The sequence below is a fragment of the Rhodococcus sp. KBS0724 genome (assembly GCF_005938745.2).
GTDB lineage: Bacteria > Actinomycetota > Actinomycetes > Mycobacteriales > Mycobacteriaceae > Rhodococcus_F.
The window spans coordinates 340,121-363,287 of sequence record NZ_VCBX02000002.1 but is presented as its reverse complement, the minus strand read 5'-3'; the positions used below and the strand labels follow the sequence as shown (position 1 = coordinate 363,287).

The 23,167-nt window shown below is 60.1% G+C and carries 27 protein-coding genes; 12 read left to right on the top strand and 15 right to left on the bottom strand.

Annotation, left to right across the window (positions count from 1 at the left end):
• Positions 1–339: 339 nt before the first annotated feature.
• Genes FFI94_RS32585 through FFI94_RS32575 form a run of 3 tightly spaced genes read right to left on the bottom strand, consistent with a single transcriptional unit; the run spans position 340 to position 1,894 of the window.
• Positions 340–618: a hypothetical protein gene (locus tag FFI94_RS32585; RefSeq protein ID WP_138873992.1), complete on the bottom strand. Its 279-nt coding sequence runs from the start codon at positions 616–618 to the stop codon at positions 340–342.
• A 1-nt stretch (position 619) separates the two neighbouring features.
• Entirely contained in the window at positions 620–1,264 is a 645-nt protein-coding gene (locus FFI94_RS32580; protein WP_185993497.1) for an RES family NAD+ phosphorylase, read from the bottom strand.
• Complete coding sequence (locus tag FFI94_RS32575) at positions 1,265–1,894, bottom strand: hypothetical protein (protein WP_260684568.1); 630 nt, start codon at positions 1,892–1,894, stop codon at positions 1,265–1,267. It lies immediately after the preceding gene.
• 450 nt (positions 1,895–2,344) lie between these two features.
• On the opposite strand from FFI94_RS32575, the gene FFI94_RS32570 reads away from it, so the two are divergent.
• On the top strand, positions 2,345–2,944 hold the full coding sequence (locus FFI94_RS32570; protein WP_138873989.1) for a hypothetical protein: 600 nt from the start codon (positions 2,345–2,347) through the stop codon (positions 2,942–2,944).
• Between the two features lie 466 nt (positions 2,945–3,410).
• Here the strand turns inward: FFI94_RS32570 and FFI94_RS32565 are convergent, their stop codons facing one another.
• Positions 3,411–4,010 carry an NADPH-dependent F420 reductase gene (locus FFI94_RS32565; protein WP_138873988.1) on the bottom strand — a complete coding sequence of 200 codons (600 nt, stop codon included), beginning with the start codon at positions 4,008–4,010 and terminating at the stop codon, positions 3,411–3,413.
• A 58-nt stretch (positions 4,011–4,068) separates the two neighbouring features.
• A complete protein-coding gene (locus FFI94_RS32560; RefSeq protein ID WP_138873987.1) occupies positions 4,069–4,800 on the bottom strand; it encodes an SDR family oxidoreductase in 732 nt (243 codons plus the stop codon).
• A 101-nt stretch (positions 4,801–4,901) separates the two neighbouring features.
• Here FFI94_RS32560 and FFI94_RS34675 point away from each other — a divergent pair, with 101 nt between their 5' ends.
• Entirely contained in the window at positions 4,902–5,750 is an 849-nt protein-coding gene (locus tag FFI94_RS34675; protein WP_138873986.1) for a LysR family transcriptional regulator, read from the top strand.
• Here FFI94_RS34675 and FFI94_RS32550 read toward each other — a convergent pair.
• The 3 genes from FFI94_RS32550 to FFI94_RS32540 form a co-directional block, all read right to left on the bottom strand.
• A complete protein-coding gene (locus tag FFI94_RS32550) occupies positions 5,680–6,174 on the bottom strand; it encodes a hypothetical protein (protein ID WP_260684567.1) in 495 nt (164 codons plus the stop codon). The genes FFI94_RS34675 and FFI94_RS32550 overlap by 71 nt on opposite strands.
• A gap of 911 nt (positions 6,175–7,085) precedes the next feature.
• A complete protein-coding gene (locus FFI94_RS32545; protein ID WP_138873985.1) occupies positions 7,086–7,880 on the bottom strand; it encodes a hypothetical protein in 795 nt (264 codons plus the stop codon).
• 372 nt (positions 7,881–8,252) lie between these two features.
• Positions 8,253–8,861 (bottom strand): hypothetical protein, encoded by a 609-nt coding sequence (locus tag FFI94_RS32540; RefSeq protein WP_138873984.1) that lies wholly within the window; start codon positions 8,859–8,861, stop codon positions 8,253–8,255.
• Between the two features lie 134 nt (positions 8,862–8,995).
• On the opposite strand from FFI94_RS32540, the gene FFI94_RS32535 reads away from it, so the two are divergent.
• Both FFI94_RS32535 and FFI94_RS32530 read left to right on the top strand, forming a co-directional pair.
• Positions 8,996–9,496, top strand: a complete 501-nt coding sequence (locus FFI94_RS32535) for a hypothetical protein (protein ID WP_138873983.1) — start codon at positions 8,996–8,998, stop codon at positions 9,494–9,496.
• 260 nt (positions 9,497–9,756) lie between these two features.
• Positions 9,757–10,164 (top strand): hypothetical protein, encoded by a 408-nt coding sequence (locus FFI94_RS32530; protein ID WP_138873982.1) that lies wholly within the window; start codon positions 9,757–9,759, stop codon positions 10,162–10,164.
• A 14-nt stretch (positions 10,165–10,178) separates the two neighbouring features.
• Here FFI94_RS32530 and FFI94_RS33960 read toward each other — a convergent pair whose 3' ends face one another.
• Positions 10,179–10,343, bottom strand: coding sequence for a hypothetical protein (locus FFI94_RS33960; RefSeq protein WP_185993496.1), 165 nt, complete (start codon positions 10,341–10,343; stop codon positions 10,179–10,181).
• A gap of 53 nt (positions 10,344–10,396) precedes the next feature.
• Here FFI94_RS33960 and FFI94_RS32525 point away from each other — a divergent pair, with 53 nt between their 5' ends.
• Positions 10,397–10,618, top strand: coding sequence for a hypothetical protein (locus FFI94_RS32525; protein WP_138873981.1), 222 nt, complete (start codon positions 10,397–10,399; stop codon positions 10,616–10,618).
• A gap of 1,630 nt (positions 10,619–12,248) precedes the next feature.
• Here the strand turns inward: FFI94_RS32525 and FFI94_RS32520 are convergent.
• The 3 genes from FFI94_RS32520 to FFI94_RS32510 form a co-directional block, all read right to left on the bottom strand.
• Positions 12,249–12,533, bottom strand: a complete 285-nt coding sequence (locus FFI94_RS32520) for an XRE family transcriptional regulator (RefSeq protein ID WP_138873979.1) — start codon at positions 12,531–12,533, stop codon at positions 12,249–12,251.
• 186 nt (positions 12,534–12,719) lie between these two features.
• Positions 12,720–13,298 carry a DDE-type integrase/transposase/recombinase gene (locus FFI94_RS32515; protein WP_138870639.1) on the bottom strand — a complete coding sequence of 193 codons (579 nt, stop codon included), beginning with the start codon at positions 13,296–13,298 and terminating at the stop codon, positions 12,720–12,722.
• Positions 13,299–13,576: 278 nt separating this feature from the next.
• Positions 13,577–13,993, bottom strand: coding sequence for a transposase (locus FFI94_RS32510; protein WP_185993334.1), 417 nt, complete (start codon positions 13,991–13,993; stop codon positions 13,577–13,579).
• 792 nt (positions 13,994–14,785) lie between these two features.
• Between FFI94_RS32510 and FFI94_RS33955 the strand changes: the two genes are divergently transcribed.
• Entirely contained in the window at positions 14,786–14,956 is a 171-nt protein-coding gene (locus FFI94_RS33955; RefSeq protein ID WP_185993495.1) for a hypothetical protein, read from the top strand.
• A gap of 1,528 nt (positions 14,957–16,484) precedes the next feature.
• Positions 16,485–17,009: a ClbS/DfsB family four-helix bundle protein gene (locus FFI94_RS32505; protein WP_260684532.1), complete on the top strand. Its 525-nt coding sequence runs from the start codon at positions 16,485–16,487 to the stop codon at positions 17,007–17,009.
• Positions 17,010–17,174: 165 nt separating this feature from the next.
• On the opposite strand, the gene FFI94_RS34550 is transcribed toward FFI94_RS32505, so the two are convergent.
• Positions 17,175–17,471 (bottom strand): hypothetical protein, encoded by a 297-nt coding sequence (locus FFI94_RS34550; protein WP_260684533.1) that lies wholly within the window; start codon positions 17,469–17,471, stop codon positions 17,175–17,177.
• A 744-nt stretch (positions 17,472–18,215) separates the two neighbouring features.
• Here FFI94_RS34550 and sigJ point away from each other — a divergent pair.
• The 5 genes from sigJ (at position 18,216) to FFI94_RS34095 (ending at position 21,012) form a co-directional block, all read left to right on the top strand.
• The gene (gene sigJ / locus FFI94_RS32495) at positions 18,216–19,130 is read left to right on the top strand and encodes an RNA polymerase sigma factor SigJ (RefSeq protein ID WP_138873752.1); all 915 of its coding nucleotides are present in this window, start codon (positions 18,216–18,218) and stop codon (positions 19,128–19,130) included.
• On the top strand, positions 19,117–19,518 hold the full coding sequence (sdhC, locus tag FFI94_RS32490; protein ID WP_138873753.1) for a succinate dehydrogenase, cytochrome b556 subunit: 402 nt from the start codon (positions 19,117–19,119) through the stop codon (positions 19,516–19,518). Before sigJ ends, sdhC begins: the two co-directional genes overlap by 14 nt.
• 11 nt (positions 19,519–19,529) lie before the next feature.
• Positions 19,530–19,973 (top strand): succinate dehydrogenase, encoded by a 444-nt coding sequence (locus FFI94_RS32485; RefSeq protein WP_138873754.1) that lies wholly within the window; start codon positions 19,530–19,532, stop codon positions 19,971–19,973.
• A gap of 128 nt (positions 19,974–20,101) precedes the next feature.
• The gene (locus FFI94_RS32480) at positions 20,102–20,548 is read left to right on the top strand and encodes a hypothetical protein (protein ID WP_138873978.1); all 447 of its coding nucleotides are present in this window, start codon (positions 20,102–20,104) and stop codon (positions 20,546–20,548) included.
• 302 nt (positions 20,549–20,850) lie between these two features.
• Positions 20,851–21,012 (top strand): hypothetical protein, encoded by a 162-nt coding sequence (locus tag FFI94_RS34095; RefSeq protein WP_221937824.1) that lies wholly within the window; start codon positions 20,851–20,853, stop codon positions 21,010–21,012.
• Between the two features lie 298 nt (positions 21,013–21,310).
• Here FFI94_RS34095 and FFI94_RS34885 read toward each other — a convergent pair whose 3' ends face one another.
• The gene (locus FFI94_RS34885) at positions 21,311–21,472 is read right to left on the bottom strand and encodes a leucine zipper domain-containing protein (RefSeq protein ID WP_138873977.1); all 162 of its coding nucleotides are present in this window, start codon (positions 21,470–21,472) and stop codon (positions 21,311–21,313) included.
• 448 nt (positions 21,473–21,920) lie between these two features.
• Positions 21,921–23,147 (bottom strand): NAD(P)/FAD-dependent oxidoreductase, encoded by a 1,227-nt coding sequence (locus FFI94_RS32465; protein ID WP_138873976.1) that lies wholly within the window; start codon positions 23,145–23,147, stop codon positions 21,921–21,923.
• Positions 23,148–23,167 lie beyond the last annotated feature (20 nt).

Here is a 23,167-nt window from a genome sequence, read left to right as displayed (position 1 = left end):
CCTCGCCGCGGTCAGGGCGGATCCCGCCGATTCCCGCACGCTGTCCGACCAGTGCCCGCGTCCTCGGGCAGGACGGGGACGCCGTGCGCGAGGCTCTCGGCGACGTGAACCGGCGTCGCGTGCCCCTTTCCGCGAGCGTAGTCGCTGGGAGTCCGGCCGCGGTGCTCGCTGAAAGAGCGAGTGAAGCCGGCGTCGCGAATCCGACTTGCCGGCCAGTCCAGCCGATCTCACGCCCGCGCCCAAGTATGCGGCCCCGGCCTCGATCCGGACGGCGGCGCGCCACAGGACGAAGGAAAGCCCGGTTTCCTCGGTAAACCACGCGCTGCAGTGTACGAACGCCTATCCGTTCCCATCGTTGGCAAGCCACTCCCGCACACCCTGCTGATCCACATCGTCGGAAGTTCGATCCCGCGCGGTGGCGCCGCGCCAAGGAACACAGAGGATGGGAGTCTCGGTGCGATCGTCGATAGCGCCGATGGTTGCTTCGACAACGGCGGTGCCGACTCCGTCGGGCAGTCTGGCCAGCCTGTGAATGTTGATCTCTGTTCGTTCGATGCACTTCAGCAGAAATGCCGGTGATCGGCGCTGTCCATGTCCTCGGCGCGGCCGACCACCCATTTCAGATGATCGTATAGCCGAGTTCATGCGCCGCGGTGTAGATGCGGTCGGCCAACGCCGGATGACTCAACGGCGCCGAGAACTCGGGAAGAGCGGGGAATGCGTCGGCGCTGCGTTCGAACAACGCCATGCACACGGTCCCGGCGTACCGGCCCCGATAGATGATTCCGTCAAGATTGTCATGGGTACGGTGAATTGTCCTGGCCCAGTGCTGGGTTCGGCGGTGCGCTGCCGAATCGAGCGCATGGTTCCCGCCGACTCGGGTTGCCCACACTCCGGTGCCGATTCCGGACACATCGAGAAGGCGCAGTGCGCGCACGAACTGCGCGCCTGTCAGGAACGGTTCGCAGTGCCGCCGGTCGATGGTGCGGGACGCTTGGAATGCTTCGGCCAGGGCGCCACGGGGATTGCTTGCGCCGTACCAAATTCCGTACCTCGTCCGATCGGCCGGAGGGAGCGGATGGTGATCGAACCGAAGGACCGGCCCGAAGGTGCGAAGTCCGTTCCAGGCGAGGACGTGGGGGCCGGTGGTGCGGTGCACCCGCCAGACCACGTCGCCGGGTTTCCACTCGATTACCTCGTCGGGCAGAATTCCCGCATCGTGCATATCCTGAATCGACGGCGGCGCAGGAAGCATCGACGCCATCTATGCGGATTCCCACTGCGCCGAAGTAATCACGTCGGCGGCCTGACTGATGTCGTCGTCGGTTCCCGCGCACCCGGTCAGCCACGCCACGATCGACACCGGCTCTCCCTCGACGATCAAAGACTGCTGCGGCGCAGTAAGGAGCGCCTGCATGGACAACGGATGCATGTCGACCTCGAGCAGAGGAACGATCCGGTCGAGGTGCGGTACCTGACCGTTGGAGGTGAACTGGGCAGGCGGAAGTAACCGGTTTCGACCAGAGGCGAACGCCCACAGCTTGTGTTCGGTGAGGAGTTGGCGGATCCGCGCCGGCGTGACGCGGAGCCGCTCTGCGGCGTCCGGGATGGAAAAGGATTCGTGCACCAGGTTCTGCATACGAATATCACGGTCCACCCGCGCCGACGCTGCTGCCACCGGATCGCCGACAAACCCGGCATCGTCGAGAATGTGGGCGTCGTGGGCAGAAAGTACCGGCGCGGCGGCCCTGCGTTCGGAGGCGAGGCCTTCGAGGATATGCCAGAGGTGACTTCGGTCGAGGTCGGTACCGGTGACCTCTTTCAGTGCGTCTTCGAAGGGAAGGTCACCGTGCAGGAAGCGCTCTCTGGTGCTGCTGGTCGCTGCGTCCGACATCTCCATATCCTTTCGTTGATTTTCGCACGTAAATCAATGATAGCGCGCGGGGAGGTCTACGGCCACCGATCGAAAACCCTACAAGGCCCCGCACCCTGCACACGTGGAACTTTCCCCGGACCCAGCACGCTCACCCCAGTGCAGCGAGCAGCGCCGTCGGACCCTTACAACCGCGGCAGGAGTCTACGGCCGCCCCGTCTGTGACCGACGTAAGTCGCAAGACCACATCCAAGATTGCGGACCGCCCACCACGTCCGCTCCCCCACCCTCCGGACCTCCGTACTCGAGTCGTGGAAGCTCCGACCATCGAGGACACGACGTGCACGCGTACCAATTCGCGAACGGGTGCCACCTCGACATCTCCACGGCCGCGATGCTGTAGTCACATCGTGACCGGACACCCCACCCCAGAATCACCCGAACTTCGACTGACACAGGCAATATCGATTCATGAACGCACCCATCGACCACCTCGAACGCCGCCGCATCCGGCACCATCCCGAGCACCCCCGCCCCACAATCGTCCACTGCTACAACGAATACACCCGCCACCTCGACGCCGGCGCCACCACACTGATCATCGACTCCGGCCCCGACCAATGGCTCGAACTCGGACACATCCCCGACAACGTCGACATCACCATCACCGGACAAACCTGCGCCGCCGTCACCGGCGGATCCATCACCGCCGCCGGCCGATGCTTCCTCCAAGCCACCCACCACGCCCGCGTGAGCGCCTACGACTTCGCCCACGTCGAAGCCTTCGACACCACCACCATCAACGCACACGGAGAAAGCCGCATCGTCGGAACCGATTACGCCGACATCCGGGCAGACGAGCACGCCGTCGTATTCGCGCACTGCCACTGCCACGTCCACGCCGCCGGACATAGCCGCATCGCGGCCACCGACGCCACCACTGTCGCCATCAACTGCGACGCCCAAGTTCGCGCCAGCGCCGGAGTGCACATCACCGGAGATCACCAGTCGACGAATCTGACTATCGACGCCCGCCCCATCAATCGCCTCGCTGACCACCTCAACCGATGAATCCCGCCAGCCCGACTCGTCCTGCTGCGCCCGATGGCATCCACCGGTTTCGCTGTCACGCACCCGATCTCTGCCGACTTTCCATCAGTGACACCGGTGCTACGCTGTGAGCGGCGGTTCGGGTAGTGGATCAAAAACTATCTCGCGCCATTTCTCGTCCAGGGGCGCGTCTGGATCTGTTGATGCACTAGCCGAAACATCACCGGTGGGTGCTCCAGACATCAACGCGCGCAATCTTTCACGTTCGGCGAGGACCGATGAGAGCATCAAGGTCCGCGGCAAGAGTCGCGCGTGGTCGATAGACGAGCGCGGAGATTGATTGAAGCGGATGTTGGCCGCTCCCTGTGTATCAGCTGGGGTTGCTATGAACAGCTGGACTCAATTCACCCTGACATACAGGGAGGCGGCACCTGCCGGCCCGTCAGGCGCATGCCTGCGGCAGAAGTTCATTATCCGGCGATAACCGCTATTGGGAGACTGTGAAGTTGAACTTCGGTGTCTGCAGGGCCATCAGAGTGGCGAAGAATAGCGGCGCTGCATGTTCGGTGGCCAAGGCAGTCTCGACGCCGCCGAGATCCAAAATGCTGCCCTCGGGCCATCCCAGGTCTTTGAGCAGACCGCGCACCAGATTTTTGCCATCACTGTCGTCTCCACTGACGAATACGGTGGCCTGAACCAACGACTTCATCGGGTCGACCATGATCGTGAAGTTCATCGTGTTGAGGGTCTTCACCACGCGTGCGCGGGGAAAGCGTGCCTGCACCTGTTGTGCGACGCTGTCGCCGGGGTAGGCCATTGTCATCTGCGGTGTGAAGGCGGCTGAAGGGTCCAGTACGACCTTGTTGTCGAGGATGTCGGCGCCGATCGTCTCGAGCGTGGTGATTACGTCGGTGCCCGGAATGGCAGTGACCACTACGTCCGCCGACTCAACGGCGTCTCGATGGGAGACTGTCTCGGTCGCGCCAGACGGTGTCCGGGAGCCGTAAATCACGTGGTGACCAGCGGACGCCAGCTTCTCACCAAGCGCTGAACCGACTTTGCCGGTGCCAAGGACTGCGATCTTCATGGGGTTCTCTTTATCTCGTGTGACGGTCTGGGTGCATTGATCTGGGGTTTGTGACGTGTCACCAGGGCACGCTGCCGGCGTCTTCGAAGAATCCGCCAGTCGGTCCATCGTCGGGAAGGGTGGCGAGCCGGATGACTGTCGTCGCGCCCTGCGCTGGGGTGCGAATCCCGCGGAAGCCATTGAGGTCGGTAGCCACGAAGCCTGGGCAAGCGGCGTTGATCAGGATGTTGGTGTCTGCCAGCTCCTGGACATACTGCAGCATCACCGCGTTGAGGAATGTCTTTGAAGGTGCGTAGGCCACGGAGACTGGGCCCGTGGTGGTTTCGCTTGCCGGGCCCGACTGCCGTGTCAACGATCCGACGCTGCTCGACACATTGACGATTCGCGGTGCAGCGGACTGTCGCAGCAGCGGCAACATGGCATTGGTGACGCGGATGACTCCGATCACGTTGGTCTCGACAACTGTGCGAATGATGTCGAGGTCGACCGTGCTCGGCTGCTGAGGCCCACCACCTGTGATGCCGGCGTTGTTAATTAAGGCGTCGAGGTGTCCGACACGCCTGACAAGCAGATCTGCGGCTGCCGCGACGCTGCTGTCGTCGGTTACGTCCAGCGGCACGGCGAAGGCGTCGACATCCGCTTCGCGTAGTCGAGCCACGGCGTCATTCCGTCGCGTCTGGTCACGCGCGCCGACTCCGACACTCCAGCCCAGTGCCCCTAGCCCCGCCGCGATCTCGTAGCCAATACCTTTGTTCGCTCCTGTGACCAGTGCGGTCTTCTTTTCACTCATGTTCTCGATGGTGTAGCCCCACGCGCAGACCTTCAACACCGTTTCAGTCAGCGGCGATACCCCACAGGTATCGCCGGACGTGTCGCTGATATTTTGACGACATGGAAACCCGAGAGCTGCGGTACTTCGTCGCCGTAGCCGAAGAGCTGCACTTCGGTCGGGCAGCGCAGCGCTTGGGCATGGCGCAGCCTCCGCTGTCACGAGCGATAAGCCAGCTGGAACGCCGTCTGGGTGCTTCCTTGTTGCATCGCGACAGCCGATCAGTCACCCTGACGAAGGCAGGTGAGGTCCTCCTGCACGAGGGACGGGCAGCCCTCGACTCCATCGAAGCCGCCGAGTACCGCACTCGGCGCGCGGCCGTCGAACCCGCCGTCGAACCCAGTGTCATTCTTGCCACCAAGGCCGGAGCTTCCAGTGAGCTGCTCGCCAAGTTGCTAGACGCTTACGCCGCCGAGCCAGATTCGATCCGCGTCGACGTCATGCTGTGTGGCCCCGGTGAGCAGGAACGAGTCTTGCGCACCGGCCGCGCCGATGTAGCAATTCTTCATCGGCCGTTCGACGAGACGTCCGGTCTCGACATCGAGGAACTCCACACCGAAGGCCAAGTCGCGGTACTTCCGGCCGGGCACCCGCTCACCACACGCAAGCATCTACGCCTCAGTGACCTCGCCGAGGTACCGAATCTTCCACTTCCTCGCTGGCCCGGGCCCGACGGGACGTACGCGATCGGTCCAGGTCCGGAGGTCCAAAGCCACACGCAACTCCTCCAGCTGATCTCCCTAGGCCGCACCCTCATGGTGGCACCGGACTCCTGTCGGTCACAGCTGCACGACGACTTGGTCGCCGTGCCCGTCGTGGACGCGCCAGTCATCACCACCGTCATTGCCTGGCCCCCGCACAGTCGATCTCGCGCAGTCGCAGGCCTCGTTCAGACCGCACTTCGTTTGTGATCGCTAAGGACGAGCCGGGAAGACCTCGTCCGCGCACCCTCAATGCCTCGGCACCGCTTTTCGGACGCGACTGTTCGCAGAATGCATCATTGACCGCGTGCATGTCGCCCTCGAGGCGTACGGAGTCGATGGTCAATCTACCGTCGGACGTTTCACCGCGTTCGCATCGAACAACAGCAATAGGGCTGAAATCAGCAGGGGGGTAACCACTTCCCTCACTACGAAGAGCACTGCTGTTGTCTCGGGCCTCGGGCGCGACCAGTGCTGTGGCGATATCGGAGTCGAGACAGTCCGCCCGATCGACTGCTGTCGCGGCCGGTGGAGTGAATGATTCGTAGTCGTCGCGGACGCCCATCCAGACCAGTGCCACCGCGACCACACTGACGACAGCGACAAAGACCCCAGGTATGAAACGTCCACTCATACAAGGACACTATGTGGTTCTGGGGTGGCCGTTACGCATTGGAGGTGCAGTCCATTTTGTCGATGGTTAAAAATCTCAGAAAGGCTCTCAGCCGGTTCTCGGGGTGAGGTGAATAGTTCTGTTTGGGCGAAGCCTGATGACTAGGGGGTAGGAGTGTAAATATGGCTGAAAACGCCTACCCCGAAACAGCCGACAGCGGTGGTCAGCACCGTTTGATCCACGTCCTTGAGGTGGGAAAACTCGCCATGGCCTGCGAGCGAAATCAGCCCCCTCTCGGTGATGGTCTTTGATATCTAGCTAGGGTGCGCGGACTACGAGAGTGGGTCGGCCTGGGCGCGTCGACGCAGTGGAGGTGCTCCAAACAGAAACCAGGCTACTGCTCCGACGAGGGGATCACGATGACAAGCGGAAACCACCAGAATTTTGATGCGGCGCGGGCGTGCGGCGTTCGAAAGATGGAAATCAACCCAGCTATGGTCAGAAGAAAGTAGCCTCGCATCATTACGATCCACGTAGTATCAAAACTATTGGGACAGTAGCGTTTTCAGTTTCGCCGGCGCCGTCATCCAAGTGCTTGTTCCTGACGGTTCATTCGCCATGTATCGAGCATATCGCTCGGGAAAAGCTCCATTTGAAGACGTGCAACCTGCATATCCGGTTGTTCGTGCTGTTCTTTCTCGGGCTCGGACCGTTGATCTGCGTGGCTGCCGTGCTCGTCGACGCCTCCGAAGCTGCGGTGCATGTCGCGTGCGTGGGTCTGGTGACCATCGGGTGGGTGGTGTGGCAGATCGTCGCATTAGATTCCACGCTCCCCGCGCTCAAGTCCCCCTCACCCTCTTGGAGGTCGCGTCGACCGTCCTTGCAATCGGCCAGTTCCGTGCACGTGCCCGCGATCGCAGCCGGCAATAGAGTCACAGGCCGACCACGCCGAGCAGGGCTTCTCCTGGATCGACGACCGAAACAACGGCCGCGACGAACAGCAGCGCCATCGCAATGGTCATCACAGCACCGAGCGATCCGAGGGCGACGAACATCCGACGGTGGGCACCATTTGTCGAGTCCGACGATCTGTAGCGTCGGAAGGCGATGACAGTTCCGGTTGCGACTACAGCGATCACCACGGCGGTAGCGACAATCGCCGCCCAGTTGTAGTGCTCGACCTGTGTGAGCAACTCCAGCAGTGGCAGCCTGAAGTCTCCGCTCTGCACACCGTTCTCGATCAGAGACTGCGCTGTCTGCCCGTCCGCGTTGTCAGCGGAGAGCATCGGAAGCAGCGCGACTACGGGTGCGACCGTCGACTGGATGTTGAGCACAGCCACAAACACCGAAAACAATGACAGCACAGTCGTAGTGGCCGCCGCGACCACGCAACCTACGCCGGCAGTCAGAGATCGCCGCCACAGAGTCGCCGCGAGCAGACCCAGAACCGCGGTCAGCAGCACCGAGATGACGATCTTGATCGCGTGCCACTCGAACCAGTAGTCCACCATCTCCGCCAAGCCTGGAGGATAGGTGCGGACTCCGTTACCCCAGTAGTCGACCAAGCCGCGGCCGAGCAGCTCACTCATGACGGATTGATCCTGGAACTGCGGATAGCGTCCGCGTAACAACGCGGCCGGGCCCAGAACGAATGCGGCCACCAATGCCGCTCCGGCGCATGACAACGCAACGATCGACCAGCGGCTTCGGTTGGCGGACCTACTCATTGACGACTCCCTTCCGGGAGAGAGTCAATCAGCAGGTACTCGACTGCACATCAATCTGTAGTACTACATCTGCAGTACTACATCTGACGAACGAGGTACCAGTTCAGTCGGCGCCTGCGCAGAGTCAGCGACAATTGCATAGAACTCGGCCTCCACCTGATCCGTAGACCACCCTCATATTTTGGTCGTGATGTACCCCGGAAACTCCGGTGCGACTCACCGTCGCTCCTGTCGTCGCGTTGTAAACGATCCCCCTCGCTTGGACATGTTCAACCTTCCTCAGGAACCAGAACGCTCTCAGCCCCTTTCCGCGGTGTGCATATTGACCATCGACAAACAGGATGATTCCCCCTCCCCGCCACTCGCGGGCGTTCAGTAGTAACGGGGTGGGGAAACATTCGGGTCAACGACTACCGCGTCGAGTCGAGGATCCGCGAGAATGAGGTCGATCGCTTCGGCAGGCCCCGCGATCACCGCGAAGTGCGGATCGACATCGCCCGTGACACACCAAGCATGATCCGCTGGCCACATAAACGCAGGATTCTGCACCGTCTCATACCTCTCCGTCTTGACGGCGCACCCCCAGTCACCCAGATCAGTGAGTGCACCACGGAACAACCAGTAGTCACGGTTAGGGATCTTCACCATCGAAAGGTCGTCACCGGTGACGTCCCAGCCCCAACCGTCCCACAAGCAGAAGAAGCAGTCCTCGGGTGTGCTGGTGTAGGGGGTCAAGATCTCTGCGACAATCTTGAACTGGTCATTCTCGGTGAGATAGCCATCGTCCGCAAGGGTGAGAGCGGCGGCTGGACTGCTAGCGTCGTTTTCTCTTTGACCCTCGTATGTCGGATCCGGTATGAAACGCAACCTCGCATACGCCGGGAACCCGATCGGACCGCTCACGGCGAGTCGGTACCACGGCAGATCCTGCCCAACCAACCAATCGGCCGCCGATACGTCGGTACACACACTCAGGCTCATTCCCTCATTCTCGGCTGCAACGCGTCATTCGCTCAGCTACAAGCACGGCGACACGCACCCCACCGACTGGTTTCTGTTTGCTCGCGAGAGCCTGGCAACCGAATCGCTCTCAGATCGTTTCTACAGGTTTGGGTGTGCGTTTCACCGACGCATGGGTCACAGCAGTACGTGTGGCCACCGAAAACGTCGCCCGCATCGAGGCGCTGAACGCCGAAAGTGGGCAGCGAGGAAACTCCTGGGCTCTGCCCGTAGCCACTGGCAAGCACGCCCGAACCCCCATCTGGTCCGGTCGCACCCAATGGCAGCACCAAGTCCGAACCCTGCTCAACTCCCCCACCGGCACCGAACGCTGTAAGAAAAACATCATCAGCACCGAAGCAGCATTCGCTGTCGCCGTCACACATGCCTTCCTGGCAGAGGGAAAGACCGGGCGCGGCGTCACCGCCTCCCGCGAGAGGATCCCCAGCCGCGCCGGAGTCAGCGTTACTGTCGTCAAACGAGCCAGACGAGTCCTGGGCGCCCTCGGCATGGCCGTCGAACAAGAGCGAGGCCGTTACCTCACCACCCTCGATCGATGGCCGCTGAAGCGCACCACGGGCACCGGCAGTTCCGTGCAGCATCCGTGTGGGCACTGATCTCACTCCGCACCGCGGTCGCTGCCATCACTGCGCCCGTCACGAAGTCCAGAAAACCTTCTCGCGCAACACTTCGCACCGCCGCACACCGCACCCGCACAGCCTCACGAACTTCTCCACAAACCACCGGCCGTGTCCCCCTATCCCCCTCCGGGGGATTTGTTCTTCAATCTCTAGTTTTCAAGTTCTCACCAACGCACGCGCACACGCGAGCGGGCAACCCGAAGAACACACAAAAATCCACACCACGCCCAATCGAATTGCAACGCACCACCGCCCAACTGATCGCCCACATCCCGGCACTGAAAACAGTCCGGCACGTCGGACACATCTGCGACGTCCTCGACCAAGCCGGCATCGACACCGCCCGATGGACCGGCCGCGATATCGCCCGCGAACTCACCACAGACACCCAAGCCCGGGACTGGGTCTGGCCCACACAACTCACACGCCCGACTGCCTTCCTGCGCTGGAGACTGACACAGATCGACTGGTCACAGCTTTCCCCGACCGAACGTGCCCGTGAGAACGATCGAACTCGTCTCGCCGAACAAGCAGCGCGTCGGCTCGAAGCGCACGAGCGGGATTCACACGTTGCTGACGCTCACACTCGTGCCCAGATCATGCGGCAGTTGCGGGAGCAGTTCTCGGCGAGAACGCCCGCATGAGTCCGAGCTATCCATCAGTCGGCGGCCGAAAGATCTTCGTCGTCGGCAAAGACCAGTCTTCCGTCATCGAGTGCGGAAGCCCACCGATGCACCGGAGCCCAATCCCGTCCCACGGACTCCGAATCGATGACCATGTCCGCGTAATCCTGGATCACCACACCGCCACCCGGCCCAGACACATTGACCTTGACCTTCGATCCAACCGTAAACGTGTCCTCGAAGCGATGGAGGCGTGGCCGGCCTCCTCGCGGGCGGGTCGATTCGGGAGATGGCGGACTTGACCGGAATATCCACCGCCACGATCCAGAAGTGGGGTCGTGACGGTGGGTGGCCGTCAGCCGAGCAGAAGGCTGAACGCGCTTCCAGGCGTGAGGCGGTTGACGAGTATCAGGTCAGACTCGACGCCGCACATGCTGCCCTGAAATACCTCGGGCTTGATGAGGGCAACCTATAACGCCGGGTTGTAAGCCGCCAAAAGGGTCATCATTTCCTCCCACGTAACGGTTTGCCCGTAAACGCGTCCCACCATCGCCGCAAAAGTCCATGCATCATCGACAACCCGCTTTTCCAGAATGCATCTGACTACCCGGAGAGGATGCAGCTCGAGCGTATCGTTTGCCCACCGGATCGCATCACGGTCGTTGTCGAACTCTCCGTTTTCGAGGACTGCATTGGCAGGTTCGTAGCGGATCCGATAATTGGGCACAAAACAAGTCCCTTACAGAGCTCTTCCAGATTGCACCTGTTTACGACGCTACAGGCTGCTCAGGCTAGGCGACTCTTGTCGTAGATCAGGCCGCAGATAACTGCAAATAGCGTGAAAATGCACAGTGCAATGACCAGCCAAGTCTTCAGTCTGTCTGCTGGATCGGCTCGCCGGACCTCGCGCTCGACTCTCGGAATTTCGTGTCTCGACATGGCTGGATCTTTCGCTGTAATTAATGTGCCGATTTGTGGTGCCCCGCCGACGATCTGGGGAACATCATCGGCGAGGCTACTCGACCACACAACTGGCTCAGCAGTCGGTGAGAGCGAAAGAAACTTATACGGCGCTGAGTGACTTATGCCAGTCTTCTTCGGGTGACTGTTACTTGAGGATTCAATTGCATGATCGATTGATACTGCACGATCCGCCCAGAATTACTCATGCGCATCGCACGGCGCTGCTTCAAAAGTTGCTCACTATACCCCGCCCTGATCCGTCAGGTGCGGGGCGTTTTGTGCGTTCTCCGACCGTCGCGCTAGTGGTTCGGCCGTTCTTTTCGTTCATTCACGGATTCTCCCCCGACCACACCCACTCGTGCGCACCATCCGTCACACACTCACGACGGAACTACTGGTAGTGAGGGCTGCGCGTAACGAAGTGGTTCTATATCTGGTCTAAGTCGGGCAGCCCTGCGAGCAAGATCATCGACGAGTTGCCATTTCCCGGGTTACCTATATCACTGCCACTCACTGGAAAATATCTACAGTGACGGGGGTAGACATTGTCGTGGATCCGTTGTATCTTTTCTATCGTAAGCATCGTAAGCAAAGTATGAAGCAACACAGTGCGGGAGAGATGAACTGCCCGCAAGCAGTACCGCAGGGCAGGGTCGCGCCGAGACCGAAAAGTTTGCGTGTGTGGTCTCGGCAGCCCCTTTCAGAGCGGCTCCCGGACGTCACCACCAGTCCGGAAGCTCGAAAGAGTGCAGTTGTGTAAAGGAAGTTCAGTCCAGACCCCCGGCGGCCTTTGCGGCGCCGGGGGTCCCGTCCGTTGAAGAAGCAATATTCGGATTGCGCGTTCGCTTTGACGGCCAGGCGCGCATGGCCCACACGACCGAGCAGAGGCGGGCGGGCCACCCAGACTGCGCACCGCCTCCCCAGGATTGGTGCGCACGACCCGCCTGACCGGTACTGACGACCGGCCAGGCGGGTCACCTACCGGGATATTCGTTCGGTAAGGTCCAGTCTGCGTCCGACCCTCCAACGTCGATGCACGCCTCACCCGCAATGCGGTCACACGTAACCCGGGTGAGGCATTAATTCCCTTCACCCCGACTACCGCGCACGTCGCCTGAACCGTTAACCCTGATCGATGGCAGTCAGTGTTGGTCAACTACGCCGTCGACGCGCACCGGAACCGGTGACCCGCCACTATCGAGGCTTGCCCGGCGGCGAAGTTCGTCAAGAATCTGATCGGTGGACAATTGACGGAGGGACATCGCCGCCGCATCCACCGGAAGGCTTTCTTCCTCGGTCATGTACCCCGACGCAATCAGCACTTCTTGTATCGGTACATCGAACAACATCGCGACCCGTCGCAACACCTCCGGGGACGACGGAGCTCGCACCATCGACGTCCACTGGCGAACCTCAGACGGATACACGCGGAGCGCTCCGCTATGTGTCAAGTCAAGTGAGACGGTGACGTTCAGTTGATTTGCGATTCGGCAACAGGTTCGTTGATGAAGAATACGGTCGGCATCTCGGGTGGACACGGCCGGCGTGAAAACCGTGCCGGATTCGCGACGTAGGCCTCGTTCAAGGTGATCTGCCGGGCTTCGTCGACCGCGTCAGCGGCCGGCGAAGTGCACCGACGCCGGAGTGTGCCAGGCAATTCCCGAATGACGGTGAATGTGGTTGTACTCGTTGAAGAATCCCTCCAGGAATACTCGTGCATCCTCCAGTGATGCAAACGATTTCGGGAAATCGTGCAAATACTTCAGAGTCTTGAACTGAGCTTCCGAAAATGGATTATCGTTTGAGACCCGAGGTCGTGAATGTGACCGGATGATGCCGAGGTTGCTGAGAAGTTCGGACACCAGTCCGGAAGTCATCGAGGTGCCACGGTCAGCGTGGACGGTGTGTGGGGCGATGCCGTTCCGGTCGATCGCTTCCTCGATGAATTCGGCTGCCAGTTCGGCACTTTCGTGCGCAGCCACAATCCACGACGGGTTGTACCGGGAATAGATGTCGATGAGTACGTACAGGTGAAACCACACGCCCTTGGTGGGCCCGCGGAGTTTGGTGATATCCCAGGTCCAGACCTGTGAAGGTCCGTCGGCGAGGAGCTCGGGGATCGCTTTCGGTGGATGTGTCGCTGTTCGTCGGCGTTCACGGTTTTGTCCGGCCGCGGCGGCGATGCGATACATGCTCGACACCGAACACCAGTAGTTTCCCTCGTCGAGTTCCCGGGCCCATATCTGGCATATGGCCAGGTCAGCGTTCTTGTCGCTGTTGATGACGGATAGAACCTGAGCGCGCTCGGACGCGGTGAGTGCCTGGCCGTTGTCGGGGACTGTCCTCGGTTTCTTGGGGCCCAGGACGGGTGGTTGCTGCTGCCGGTAGTGGGTGGCGCGGGCTCGTCCGATCAGGATGCAGGATCGTCTGGTGGGGATTTCGGCGGCCCTGAGGTCGCTGAAGGTGCTGTTCAGGGCGTCTTCGGTAAGGGCGGTGTGTCCGTGCTCTCGGAGATGGATTCCAAGAGCACGTGAAGTTTTCCCATGATCTCGAGCGCGGCCTCCGTCTGCGTCAATTGCTTTGCCAGACGGGCATTTTCGCGCGTCAGGCGGGCCATTTCCTTACGTGTCGCGGCGTCGTTGTCGGGATTGGTCGCAGCTTTCGGTCGAGACTTCCCGGCGGCTGTAGTTCTGGCTTGCGCCCATTCTCGGAGTTGGGATTGGTACAAACCTTCGCGGCGTAGGACTGCGGATTTTTCGCCGTGTGGGGCGCTGTTGTATTCGTCGAGGATGTTGTTGCGGTATTCGGTGGTGAATGTTCGGCGGGTCGGTTTCGGTGCGGGATCTACTGGCGGATCTGGTGTTGTCGTGGGGTTTGGGCTGGTCATCGGTGGTGCTCGTTTCATGCCCTCAGTGAGTGATCTCGGTTGCCTCCGAGTGTCTCACTAAATCCTGACAGTGAGGGCTCGCGCAGCTTCCTCATTGCTCGCATATCCCCGCACATCGATCTGTTCGCGAACCCACATACTGAATCCACTCTTGCTCATACACGTAATTTTTCCATGGAATATGGGATTGTTAGCACAGCGAATCACGGGCAATATCGATACACCGCGCCGCGAGTTATCTCCACCAGCTGTGGATGAATTGGCGATAGTTCAGCGTTCAAGTGTCTGTTACCTGACGAAGACTGGCATTCGGCGCCCGGTGCCGTATATCGTTTTTTCGCTCTAACGGACTGCTGGGCCAGTCGCGTGATGAGCCGCCCCGCCGGCGTGACATCCCCCAGATCGTCGGCGGGGCACAAGGCTGGCGCACCGCTTTCCGCCTCGGTTCTCGGTACGCCCAGGACTCGCCGACCTGCTGATCACACACTGGCCGGCGAGTCCCACTCGGCCGCTCATCCCCCAGCCGGACCCTGACAGGCATCACCCCCCAGGACCGTTCGCCGCATTAACCTGCCCGCACGTCGCCTCGACATAGAACGGGACCTTAAACCCAAGCAATAAATACCGACCGAATTTTTCTTTTCGAGCACGGGCTTCATGGACCGATGCGCTTCGGTCCGGGGAACGTGTAAACCTGGTCGGACCGTCTGCGAAGTCGGCCCGACAAGGCCCCGATATCCGTTCTGCCCATTCCGAGGGATGGACAGAACGGAGTTTGCCACGAAAGCAGCCATGCCCAAAGAACGTCGAAGCAAAATCGACACCGCAATCATCGCGGTCGCCGCGTGTACCGCAGGCGGATTCATTGTCGGCGCAGGCCATGATCCTGTCACTGCGCTGGCAGTGAGCGTTTTCCTCGCAGGAGGATTTACCCTCGCAAGCTACATCATCAAAGGCGGCTAACTGCCCGCACCCCAACCATATTCGGCGGGACGCCTAACATGGTTACATTCACCGATTCCCGTTTACCTTTTCTTGCGCGACGGGGATTTTCTCGGGCGTGGAGTCCCTCGCCGACGGCCCGCCTACAACGCGCTGATCGAGCGATTCCGACAAGCCGGCAGTCGCTCGCCGGGGCGCCACAGCTACGTATCGTCCGACTCGGTGCGTACGGCTCACCGGCGCAACACGTCCACCTCCCGCGTCGGTGAGCTCTTTCCCTGCGGCGACGAATACCGTCCATACCTAGACAGGCTTGGATTTTGGTCACCCACTTGAAGAAATCTCGTCAAAACCTGCATCTGCTTCTCACCGAGTCTTACCGTGAATATGCAGAGATTCGCTATGAGGGGCGTGAATCTCGGCGCGGATAGCGGGTCGCTGCGCTGTGTGCTCAGCGCAGATGCCAACGAAACCCCCAACCTCATCGCAAGGTTGGGGGATTCGTGACCTTGAAATGAAAACCTTGAGATGAAACCACGAGGCGGCCAGATCGCAACGCCTCCAGCCCGACTGCTGCCTACACCAGACGAAGGTGAGATCCCATGCTAGCCAGCTGCTTAACCAACATGTCTCGACGCTCCGAGAGTCGCCGGATTGCATCGTCGTCCTCGGCGAGCCGGGCACGGTTCAGCAGGAACTGACACGTGTCCAATTGATCTCTGACAGTAGTCACTGCCGTCACCTTCGATCACTGTATGTAGGCACGTTCTGAACCTGCCAGTGGTAAATGCGATACACATGGGCCGAAGTACCTACATAGGCACCTGTTTTCGGATCCGACATCGCAAAGCCCCAATCTCAGTGCCAAGCCAAGGGTTTCGTGACTACTGGTACGTAAATGGCGAGGCCGAGTTGCTGCCAGTACCTTCTATGCACCCCTTCAGCGGGAGTTGAGCACACAGCTCCACTGATGAGGGCGTCAGGCCTCGCCGGTTGCGACCCCCCGCTCCAGCGGGACCTGTCCCTACTCGAGGTTTGGATCTCGCATTACCGGACACGCCCTGGCCGCCGCTAACCTCACGTGCATAGGGCTTGCCGCACAAGGTCCGCTTGGAAGTCTCGCAGACGACGCCGCGAGGACGCGGTAGCCGCGGCAACCCGCTGGTCCACCCTCGCCAGTCGCGACAACGCCGAGTACCTCGCCGCCCGCATCTCTTAGCCACCAGCGTCAAACATCGACGGTCACGTCTTCGGGTTTGGGTGTGGTGGATCTCGCAGTCGGAATGCTGCTCACCCCAACCGATCGCAATACTGCTGAGGTCGGCGCTGGTGTCAGTGACGATGGTGCCGCTGGTCGACGTGCTGACCGAGGTGGCCTAGCGGGAGTCGTCGCTTCCACACCCGACCACGATCACAGCACTGGTGAGTGCAGCGACCTTGGCGGCTATCGCCGAGCATGTCAAGTCGTTCGTGGACGAACTGAACTAGGCTCACCCGAGTCAAGGTGAATTCTGGTCTTCGCTACAGGGACCGGAATCCACCACCCCCTGTGGTGATCGGAGATGTGGTGGGGCAGGTTCTCTCGCGCGAAGAGCTGGCAACGGAACTCGACTCTGCCTACTCGAAACTCGAAGCGCTACTCGACCGTGCGGCCGAAGCCGATCTGTTCGACGAGGTCGCAGTTGATGCTTGGACTGTTCACGACGTCGTCGCTGTACGCGTCTGGTGGGCCGAGGCGGTGGCTGAGTGGATCGCGGCCGGACTGCGCGACGAGAATCCGCAGACACCGGAACCCGGCTTTAACTGGACGCAAACTCCCGCACTGAATCAGTCGGTTGTCGACGCAAGTGCAGACGTTCCGATTCTGGTGCTTCGCGATCGCTTGGGAGTTGCTGTCGCATTGTTGCGCAAGTACATCGAGACCCTCGACGACGATCAACTTCTGGCGGTCGGGGACTTCTCGTGGAGCAGGACCTGGCCGGTGTCGAGGTGGATTGCCGTCAACACGATCACCCAATTCGCATCCTTGTCGAAAATGATTCGGCGACTACTGAAATCGGCGAATCAGCTCTGAGTTCGGTGTATCCGCCAGACCGTCGGTCAGTGAGATTTCACCAGCGATCGTGAACCCGAACCGTTCATACAGCGGGAGATTCCGTTCCGTCGAGGTATCGAGCAAGCACGCCTCCCCGGAGCGATCCAGTTCGCCCAATGCGTGTCGCAGTAGCGCAGAACCCAATCATGTCCCGCGCGAGCGCGGCGTCGTACCGATCGTTGCCACCGACCACGCGTGCGCAGGGATGGAAACCGCAGACAGTTGTTCGTCTGCCTGGAGAATCCGCTCTAACCGATCTCCGCGCAGTTCCACGATCTTCTCGACAGCCTTTTCATCAGGCTCCGGTACGTTCGGCGGCAGGACCGCGACGACGCCGTTGCCGGAATCATCGATGTAGCAACGCCCGAAAGGTAGTGCCAGGTGCTCGAGGTAGATTCGTTGCACCGCTGCGACGCGTTGGACGTGAGAGTCTTCGGCCACGCACCAGTCCAGAATAGTCGGCGAACGCCACGCGGAGAATCTCGGCTGGTCGGGTCAGATGTGGTTGCTTGCAGGGTCGGAATCCTTCAACGAGCTTGTCGGTAAGTGCCCTGGGCACCCAAGTCTTTTCAGCTGTGCAGTAGTCGCACGGGCAGCGGTCACGTACTTGTGAGAGTTCCAGAACAGCCACTCCAAGACTCACAATAATTGTAGTGAACATTCCGACTTACATGAGTGTTACGGCAAGTGACCGGGATTGCAGCCCATAGCGTGTCGTAGTAGGCCGGAAGGAATGACTCGTGAACATTCTGTCTCCCTCAGGTCGGGATGACTCTTGTCTGGTGTGTCACGCCCTCCGGTCTCCGCTCGCGGTGTGACTCGAGAGAGGCGTGACCCCAAGCTGCTGTGAGAGGTACTTGAAGTCGGATTGTCCGCCACGGATCCCCACTTCGCGATCGAATCGCGGTTCCACCCGGCGATCGCCCCCTGTTGATGTCGGTACTGCACGGAAGCCGCGAGATCTGCCCACGAATCGCCCGTCCTTGTAGTTCGGCTTCCGCCAACGACAACCCGCCTCCAGGTCAAGACGTGGCATATCACCAGGTGATTCAGCAGACACACGATGTACGGACCCACCCCAACACGCAATACTCGAATCCTCCTCACCTCCGCTTTGTCACATTCAATCCGTCTATCTCGTCTTCCCAATAGGTTCCGATTTCCATGCGAAAGGACTAAAACCCGATGTCGACCCCATTCGAAACACCGATCATGGCGGAGGAGCGGCTGGCAGGCGAGTTCAGTGCAGCCCGCCCACGCCTGATCCGAATCGCCTACGCGGTGGTCGGCACCCACGCCGAAGCAGAAGACGTTGTCTCCGACTGCTGGCTACGGCTAGTCAGAGCAAACGCTCAAACCCGAATCGAGGACGTTGGTGCATGGACCACCGTAGCGGTCGCTCGCCACGCGCTCGACTCTCTCCGATCCGCGCGAGTTCGCCGCGAAATGTACGTAGGTCCATGGCTTCCGGAGCCAACCGTGCACACCACCTCACAGGCACCGCAGGACCCCGCCGATCGTGTGACATTAGATGAATCCGTTAGTTTTGCATTGCTCGTTGTCATGGAAACCTTGAGTCCCGCTCAACGCACCGCGTGGGTACTTCACGATCTCTTTTCGATGCCATTTCAAGATGTCGCAACCGTTGTCGGTCGCACTCCAGCGGCCGTGCGGCAGCTCGCCGCTCGCGCCCGCAAACAGGTCGCCGCCGGCATTCCGCACATCGATATCGATGTCAGCTCACATCGAGCAGTGGTCGAGGCATTCCAAGCAGCAGCGATCAGCGGAAACGTCGACGCACTTCTGACGATTCTCGATCCCCAGGTTGTACTGACCAGCGACGGAGGGGGCGTGGTCTCGGCGGCGCGGCGCCCGGTGTCGGGGGCAGACAAAGTATCCAGATTCATTGTCGGCCTTCGCAACAAGGTCACACAACTCGACATCAGGATCATGGATATCAACGGACTACCCGGTTTGGTGATGCTTCACGCCGGCAACGTCACCGCAGTCGTCTCGCTATCCGTCAGCGCCTCGACAATTTCCCGTATCGACATTCTCGTTGCGCCGACCAAGCTGGCGAATGTTCATGTTGACGCGTGACGCGGCAGAGGTGAAGCCTCCCCGCCCAGTTCACAACACCTTTTACCGTGGGGGCCTGTCGATGTGGGCATGGGTGGCCCAGCGTGTCAGCGGGATGGTGATCTACGTCTTCCTGCTCGTTCACGTAGCAGACAACCTCACGTTGCGAGTATCACCTGCCGCGTACGACGAAGTGATTCACACCTACAAGACACTCATCATGGGAATCGGAGAGATAGGCCTCGTCGCAGCCATCCTCGGTCATGGATTCAACGGCATCCGGATTGTGATTTTGGACTTCTGGTCCAAGGGGATCGAGAAATCCAAGCTCATGCTGTGGATCGTCGTCGTGCTCTGGGTGCTGGCAATGATCCCCTTCGTCATCCGTCACCTGAGTCACTACATCTGAAAGGAGAGGGTATGTCCATCCCGACCACCACACGCGACCTACGGACCAAAGCGAACGTCGGAGGCAACTTCGAGAAACTCGCCTGGATCTTCATGCGACTGTCCGGTGTCGTACTCCTCGTCCTGGTAACCGTGCATGTGTACGTCAATCTGGTCGCCGGTGAAGGCGTCCACAAAGTCGACTTCGCATTCGTCGCTGGAAAGTGGGCAAATCCATTCTGGCAATTGTGGGACTTTGCCATCCTCTGGCTCGCTGTACTGCACGGCACCAATGGTGTTCGCGTCATCATCGCCGACTACTCGACTCGCGCCCCCGTTCGATTCTGGATGACCATGCTCATCTGTAGTGCGGCAGTCATGATGCTCATCGCCGGCACCTTCACGATCTTCACATTCGACCCATGCCCTGCCGGGATCTTGTCCGGGAATCTGCCCGACTTCTGCCCCACCCCCTGAATTGACACTCGAAAGGTATACGTACAGATGAGCGTCGGAACATTCTTCGAGATCGTCTTGGTGTTCGCCGCGCTGTTCGTGGTGTGGTTCACCGTGTTCGTCGTGAGAGCACTGTTGAAGGACAAACGATGAACAAGAAACTAGTCTCCCTGATGGCAGCCACTCTCGCCCTTCTCGGCGTGTTTGCCCTACTCGCACCAGCTACCGCACAAATACTCACAGGTACACCGGTGGGTGTCTCGCTGGGGGTCTCCCTTGTCGTCATCGGAACTGTCGCCGCAGCATTGATCGTGAACCAGATTCGATTCGGTCTATCAGCAGATCGTTTACTTAAAGTGCTCATCGAGGAAGGTGACGATCGAGGTTTCCCGGACCTCCCTCGGCGCCCGTCCGGCCGAGTTCTTCCCGAAGATGCGAAGGCGTACGTAGAGAAATGTCGTTCCGACGTCGATTCGGACTCCGCTGACTGGCGGCTGTGGTTTCTCCTCGCCGGAAGTTTCGAGATCGCTCGTGATCGCCACAGTGCGGTTCTCGCGCTCCGCAGAGCCAATGAACTCATCTCTTCGCGAGTGTAAGTCCGCACCAGCAATTGTATGAGTCACGACCACGGCGAGGGAGCGGCACGATGCCTACCCTGCTAGCCAGTTCCAGATCAGCTACTCCAAGACTCACAGTAATTGTAGTGAACGTTCCACACCTCAACGGCAGTACCCGTTGCTGCTCGCTGGTGTATTCGCGGGAGTAGAGCCTTTCTTCGGAGAGGGTGCGGTTGTAGCGTTCGGTCTTCTCGTTGTGTTTCGCGATGTACGGCTTGATGCGATAGTGTCGAGCTTCGCGGAGTGAGGATGTTAAATCTGCTGCCCGATAACATGATCCGTTGCCGGTGATCACCCGTTCGATGCAGCTGATGCCGTGTGCGGCGAAGGAAACGCGGGCGCAGCTCCTGAAATCGATTGCCGTTGCCGCAGTTTCGTTGTCTCCGGCCTCGGCGTACGCCAAACGAGTGTTGTCGTCGATCGCAGAATGCAGTCAGGTGTAGGGGATCCGGGCGTTCTTGTTCTTCGTTTTCCGGCGCTACGATCGCTGGCCTGCGCGGAACCGCGTCCGTGGGCACGCCAACTACCACCGTCCGGGATATGGCTGGCTTTCTTCACATCGACGTGGACCATCTAACCTGGCCGTTTCGCGGCGATGACTCGTGTTTTCAGGTGTTTTCGCTGTTTGGGTCTATGATCCCGCGACGATGCAATCCCAGACCTCGCCGGATTTTGCAGGCGTTTCGACGAGCGTTGACAGCGCCGTCGGTGTGTAGTTCGAACGCGATTCGTGAGGGGAGACTATTTTCGTGTTCGCCGCATGGCTTCGATCTGCACAACAATGTCGGTCACTGTGGCGCTCGGATGATGGTCTGGCGCGCTGGATCGGTCCTGCAATCCCAGGTCGCCGACCTGTTTGAATCGGTTGACCCACTTGGAGGCGCATTGACGGGAGATACCCATGTGGCGATGTGGGCGATCGGGCGGTCGTGGCAGCGCTCGATCAGGCGGCGTCTTCCTTCCACAGTCAGGAGTCCTTACGGTGCGACGCAGGGCTGGCCCTTCCTGGTCGAGAATGATTGTGTCGCAATCCCATTCTTACACCGAGTACCTGCCCGTCTACTTCAGCCCCAGGTCAGCAACGTCCGTACCCACAACAACTAGTTTTCGAAATTCAGCTCGCGACGTAACGCGCTCAACCCACTGAGAATTCGAGTATGGCTTGCCGTTACCCGACATGGGGAGCAGTGTCGGTTGGGGTGTTTCATCAGGTATTACCAGCGCGCATTCTCACCGCGAGACGTAGATCCTTCAGCGGATTCGATTGCATGTTGGAACCGGGGCCACGTTACGGAACCGATTGTGCTGCCACAGGCTCTCGATCGGCAGCACAATCGACGGATCAGGTTGGTCAAGGCGCCGGAACGGGTGGAATATATTCCGGCAGAGCACCATTCGGGCCTGCCGATGCCAAAAGCGACTCTTTGTCATCCGCTGGCGGATAGATCCATTCTGTGTTGATGGTTACCTTGAGATGTTGTCCGGCACTGCCAGTCATCACAACTGTGCGATCCCAACCTGTCGTGACCACGGCCCCTGCCGCCCCTAGCGCCAGACACGTCTGATATTCATCCGGGGAAAAGGCTACGAGGGGTTCTCCGAGCAGATCGGCTGCAGCATTGTGGCCAGCAAATTTGCCGAGGGGTACCGCGTACTGGCAGCTCTGCATCACTGTCCGGCCGTGCGTTGCAACCGCCGCCGCGGTATCGCCCGCCGCATAGACGTCGCCGACATCGCATACACGAAGGTACTCGTCGACTGACAGTCGTCCTAGCCAATCACGCTCCGCAGGAATGAACTTCGTCAGTGGACTTGCTGTCATTCCCGCTGTCCACACCACCGTGCGAGCGTCGATTTCAGTACCATCGGACAAAGTAAGCCCATGTGGGCGAACACTGTCCACACTCACGTTGAGGAGTACCTCGATTCCGAGGTCGCTCAGTGCTGCGGAGATTGCAGGGTGCGGGCCCGAGCCCAACTCGAGCCCAACCTGGCGCTCTCTCTCCACCAAGACCACCCGTACTACTGCCTGGTCATCGGCGATCTCGCGAACTCGCTGTGTCAACTCCGTAGCAATTTCGAGTCCGGTAAATCCTGCCCCCACGACCACAATCGTGTACTGCCCAGTGCTGACACTTTCATGCGGAAGTCGGTGCAGATGTGAATCGAGTCGGGCAGCACCGGCAAGTGTGTCGACGTCAAAGAGATATTCTGCCCCCGCGATGTTCGGCATCACGACCTGGCTGCCGGACGCCAGTATTAGCTGGTCGTAGGCTGTTACGGCGCTGCGCCCGTCCCTACCGACTGTTGTGACCGATCGGGCGTCGGTATCGATGTCGGTTACAGTTGCCGGCACGCGTCGGACACCTATCGGCCCCAGGATAGAGTCGAGTGGGACGCGCTTATTGTGAGGTTCCGATTCGTACAAACGCGGGCGTATCACCAGATCGTCACCGGCACTGACAACAACGATTTCCAGTTCCGAGTCAACCACACCGCACTCGCCCCGCAGTTTCGCGGCGCTGGCGGCGCTCCATACGCCGGCGAAACCTCCCCCGACAATCAAGATCTTCGACATGAATCAACCTTCCCGTTGCT

Excerpts from the sequence above, each read along its gene's own strand:
- FFI94_RS32485 (WP_138873754.1), top strand. The coding sequence starts at position 19,530 with ATGTCCATCCCGACCACCACACGCGACCTACGGACCAAAGCGAACGTC.
- FFI94_RS32480 (WP_138873978.1), top strand. The coding sequence starts at position 20,102 with ATGAACAAGAAACTAGTCTCCCTGATGGCAGCCACTCTCGCCCTTCTC.
- FFI94_RS32585 (WP_138873992.1), bottom strand. The coding sequence starts at position 618 with ATGGGTGGTCGGCCGCGCCGAGGACATGGACAGCGCCGATCACCGGCA.
- FFI94_RS32570 (WP_138873989.1), top strand. The coding sequence starts at position 2,345 with ATGAACGCACCCATCGACCACCTCGAACGCCGCCGCATCCGGCACCAT.
- FFI94_RS32545 (WP_138873985.1), bottom strand. The coding sequence starts at position 7,880 with ATGAGTAGGTCCGCCAACCGAAGCCGCTGGTCGATCGTTGCGTTGTCA.
- FFI94_RS32540 (WP_138873984.1), bottom strand. The coding sequence starts at position 8,861 with ATGAGCCTGAGTGTGTGTACCGACGTATCGGCGGCCGATTGGTTGGTT.
- FFI94_RS34675 (WP_138873986.1), top strand. The coding sequence starts at position 4,902 with ATGGAAACCCGAGAGCTGCGGTACTTCGTCGCCGTAGCCGAAGAGCTG.
- FFI94_RS34885 (WP_138873977.1), bottom strand. The coding sequence starts at position 21,472 with ATGGGTATCTCCCGTCAATGCGCCTCCAAGTGGGTCAACCGATTCAAA.
- FFI94_RS32550 (WP_260684567.1), bottom strand. The coding sequence starts at position 6,174 with ATGAGTGGACGTTTCATACCTGGGGTCTTTGTCGCTGTCGTCAGTGTG.
- sigJ (WP_138873752.1), top strand. The coding sequence starts at position 18,216 with ATGTCGACCCCATTCGAAACACCGATCATGGCGGAGGAGCGGCTGGCA.
- FFI94_RS32565 (WP_138873988.1), bottom strand. The coding sequence starts at position 4,010 with ATGAAGATCGCAGTCCTTGGCACCGGCAAAGTCGGTTCAGCGCTTGGT.
- sdhC (WP_138873753.1), top strand. The coding sequence starts at position 19,117 with ATGTTGACGCGTGACGCGGCAGAGGTGAAGCCTCCCCGCCCAGTTCAC.
- FFI94_RS32510 (WP_185993334.1), bottom strand. The coding sequence starts at position 13,993 with ATGACCAGCCCAAACCCCACGACAACACCAGATCCGCCAGTAGATCCC.
- FFI94_RS32515 (WP_138870639.1), bottom strand. The coding sequence starts at position 13,298 with ATGTATCGCATCGCCGCCGCGGCCGGACAAAACCGTGAACGCCGACGA.
- FFI94_RS33955 (WP_185993495.1), top strand. The coding sequence starts at position 14,786 with ATGCCCAAAGAACGTCGAAGCAAAATCGACACCGCAATCATCGCGGTC.
- FFI94_RS32560 (WP_138873987.1), bottom strand. The coding sequence starts at position 4,800 with ATGAGTGAAAAGAAGACCGCACTGGTCACAGGAGCGAACAAAGGTATT.
- FFI94_RS32575 (WP_260684568.1), bottom strand. The coding sequence starts at position 1,894 with ATGTCGGACGCAGCGACCAGCAGCACCAGAGAGCGCTTCCTGCACGGT.
- FFI94_RS32580 (WP_185993497.1), bottom strand. The coding sequence starts at position 1,264 with ATGGCGTCGATGCTTCCTGCGCCGCCGTCGATTCAGGATATGCACGAT.
- FFI94_RS32465 (WP_138873976.1), bottom strand. The coding sequence starts at position 23,147 with ATGTCGAAGATCTTGATTGTCGGGGGAGGTTTCGCCGGCGTATGGAGC.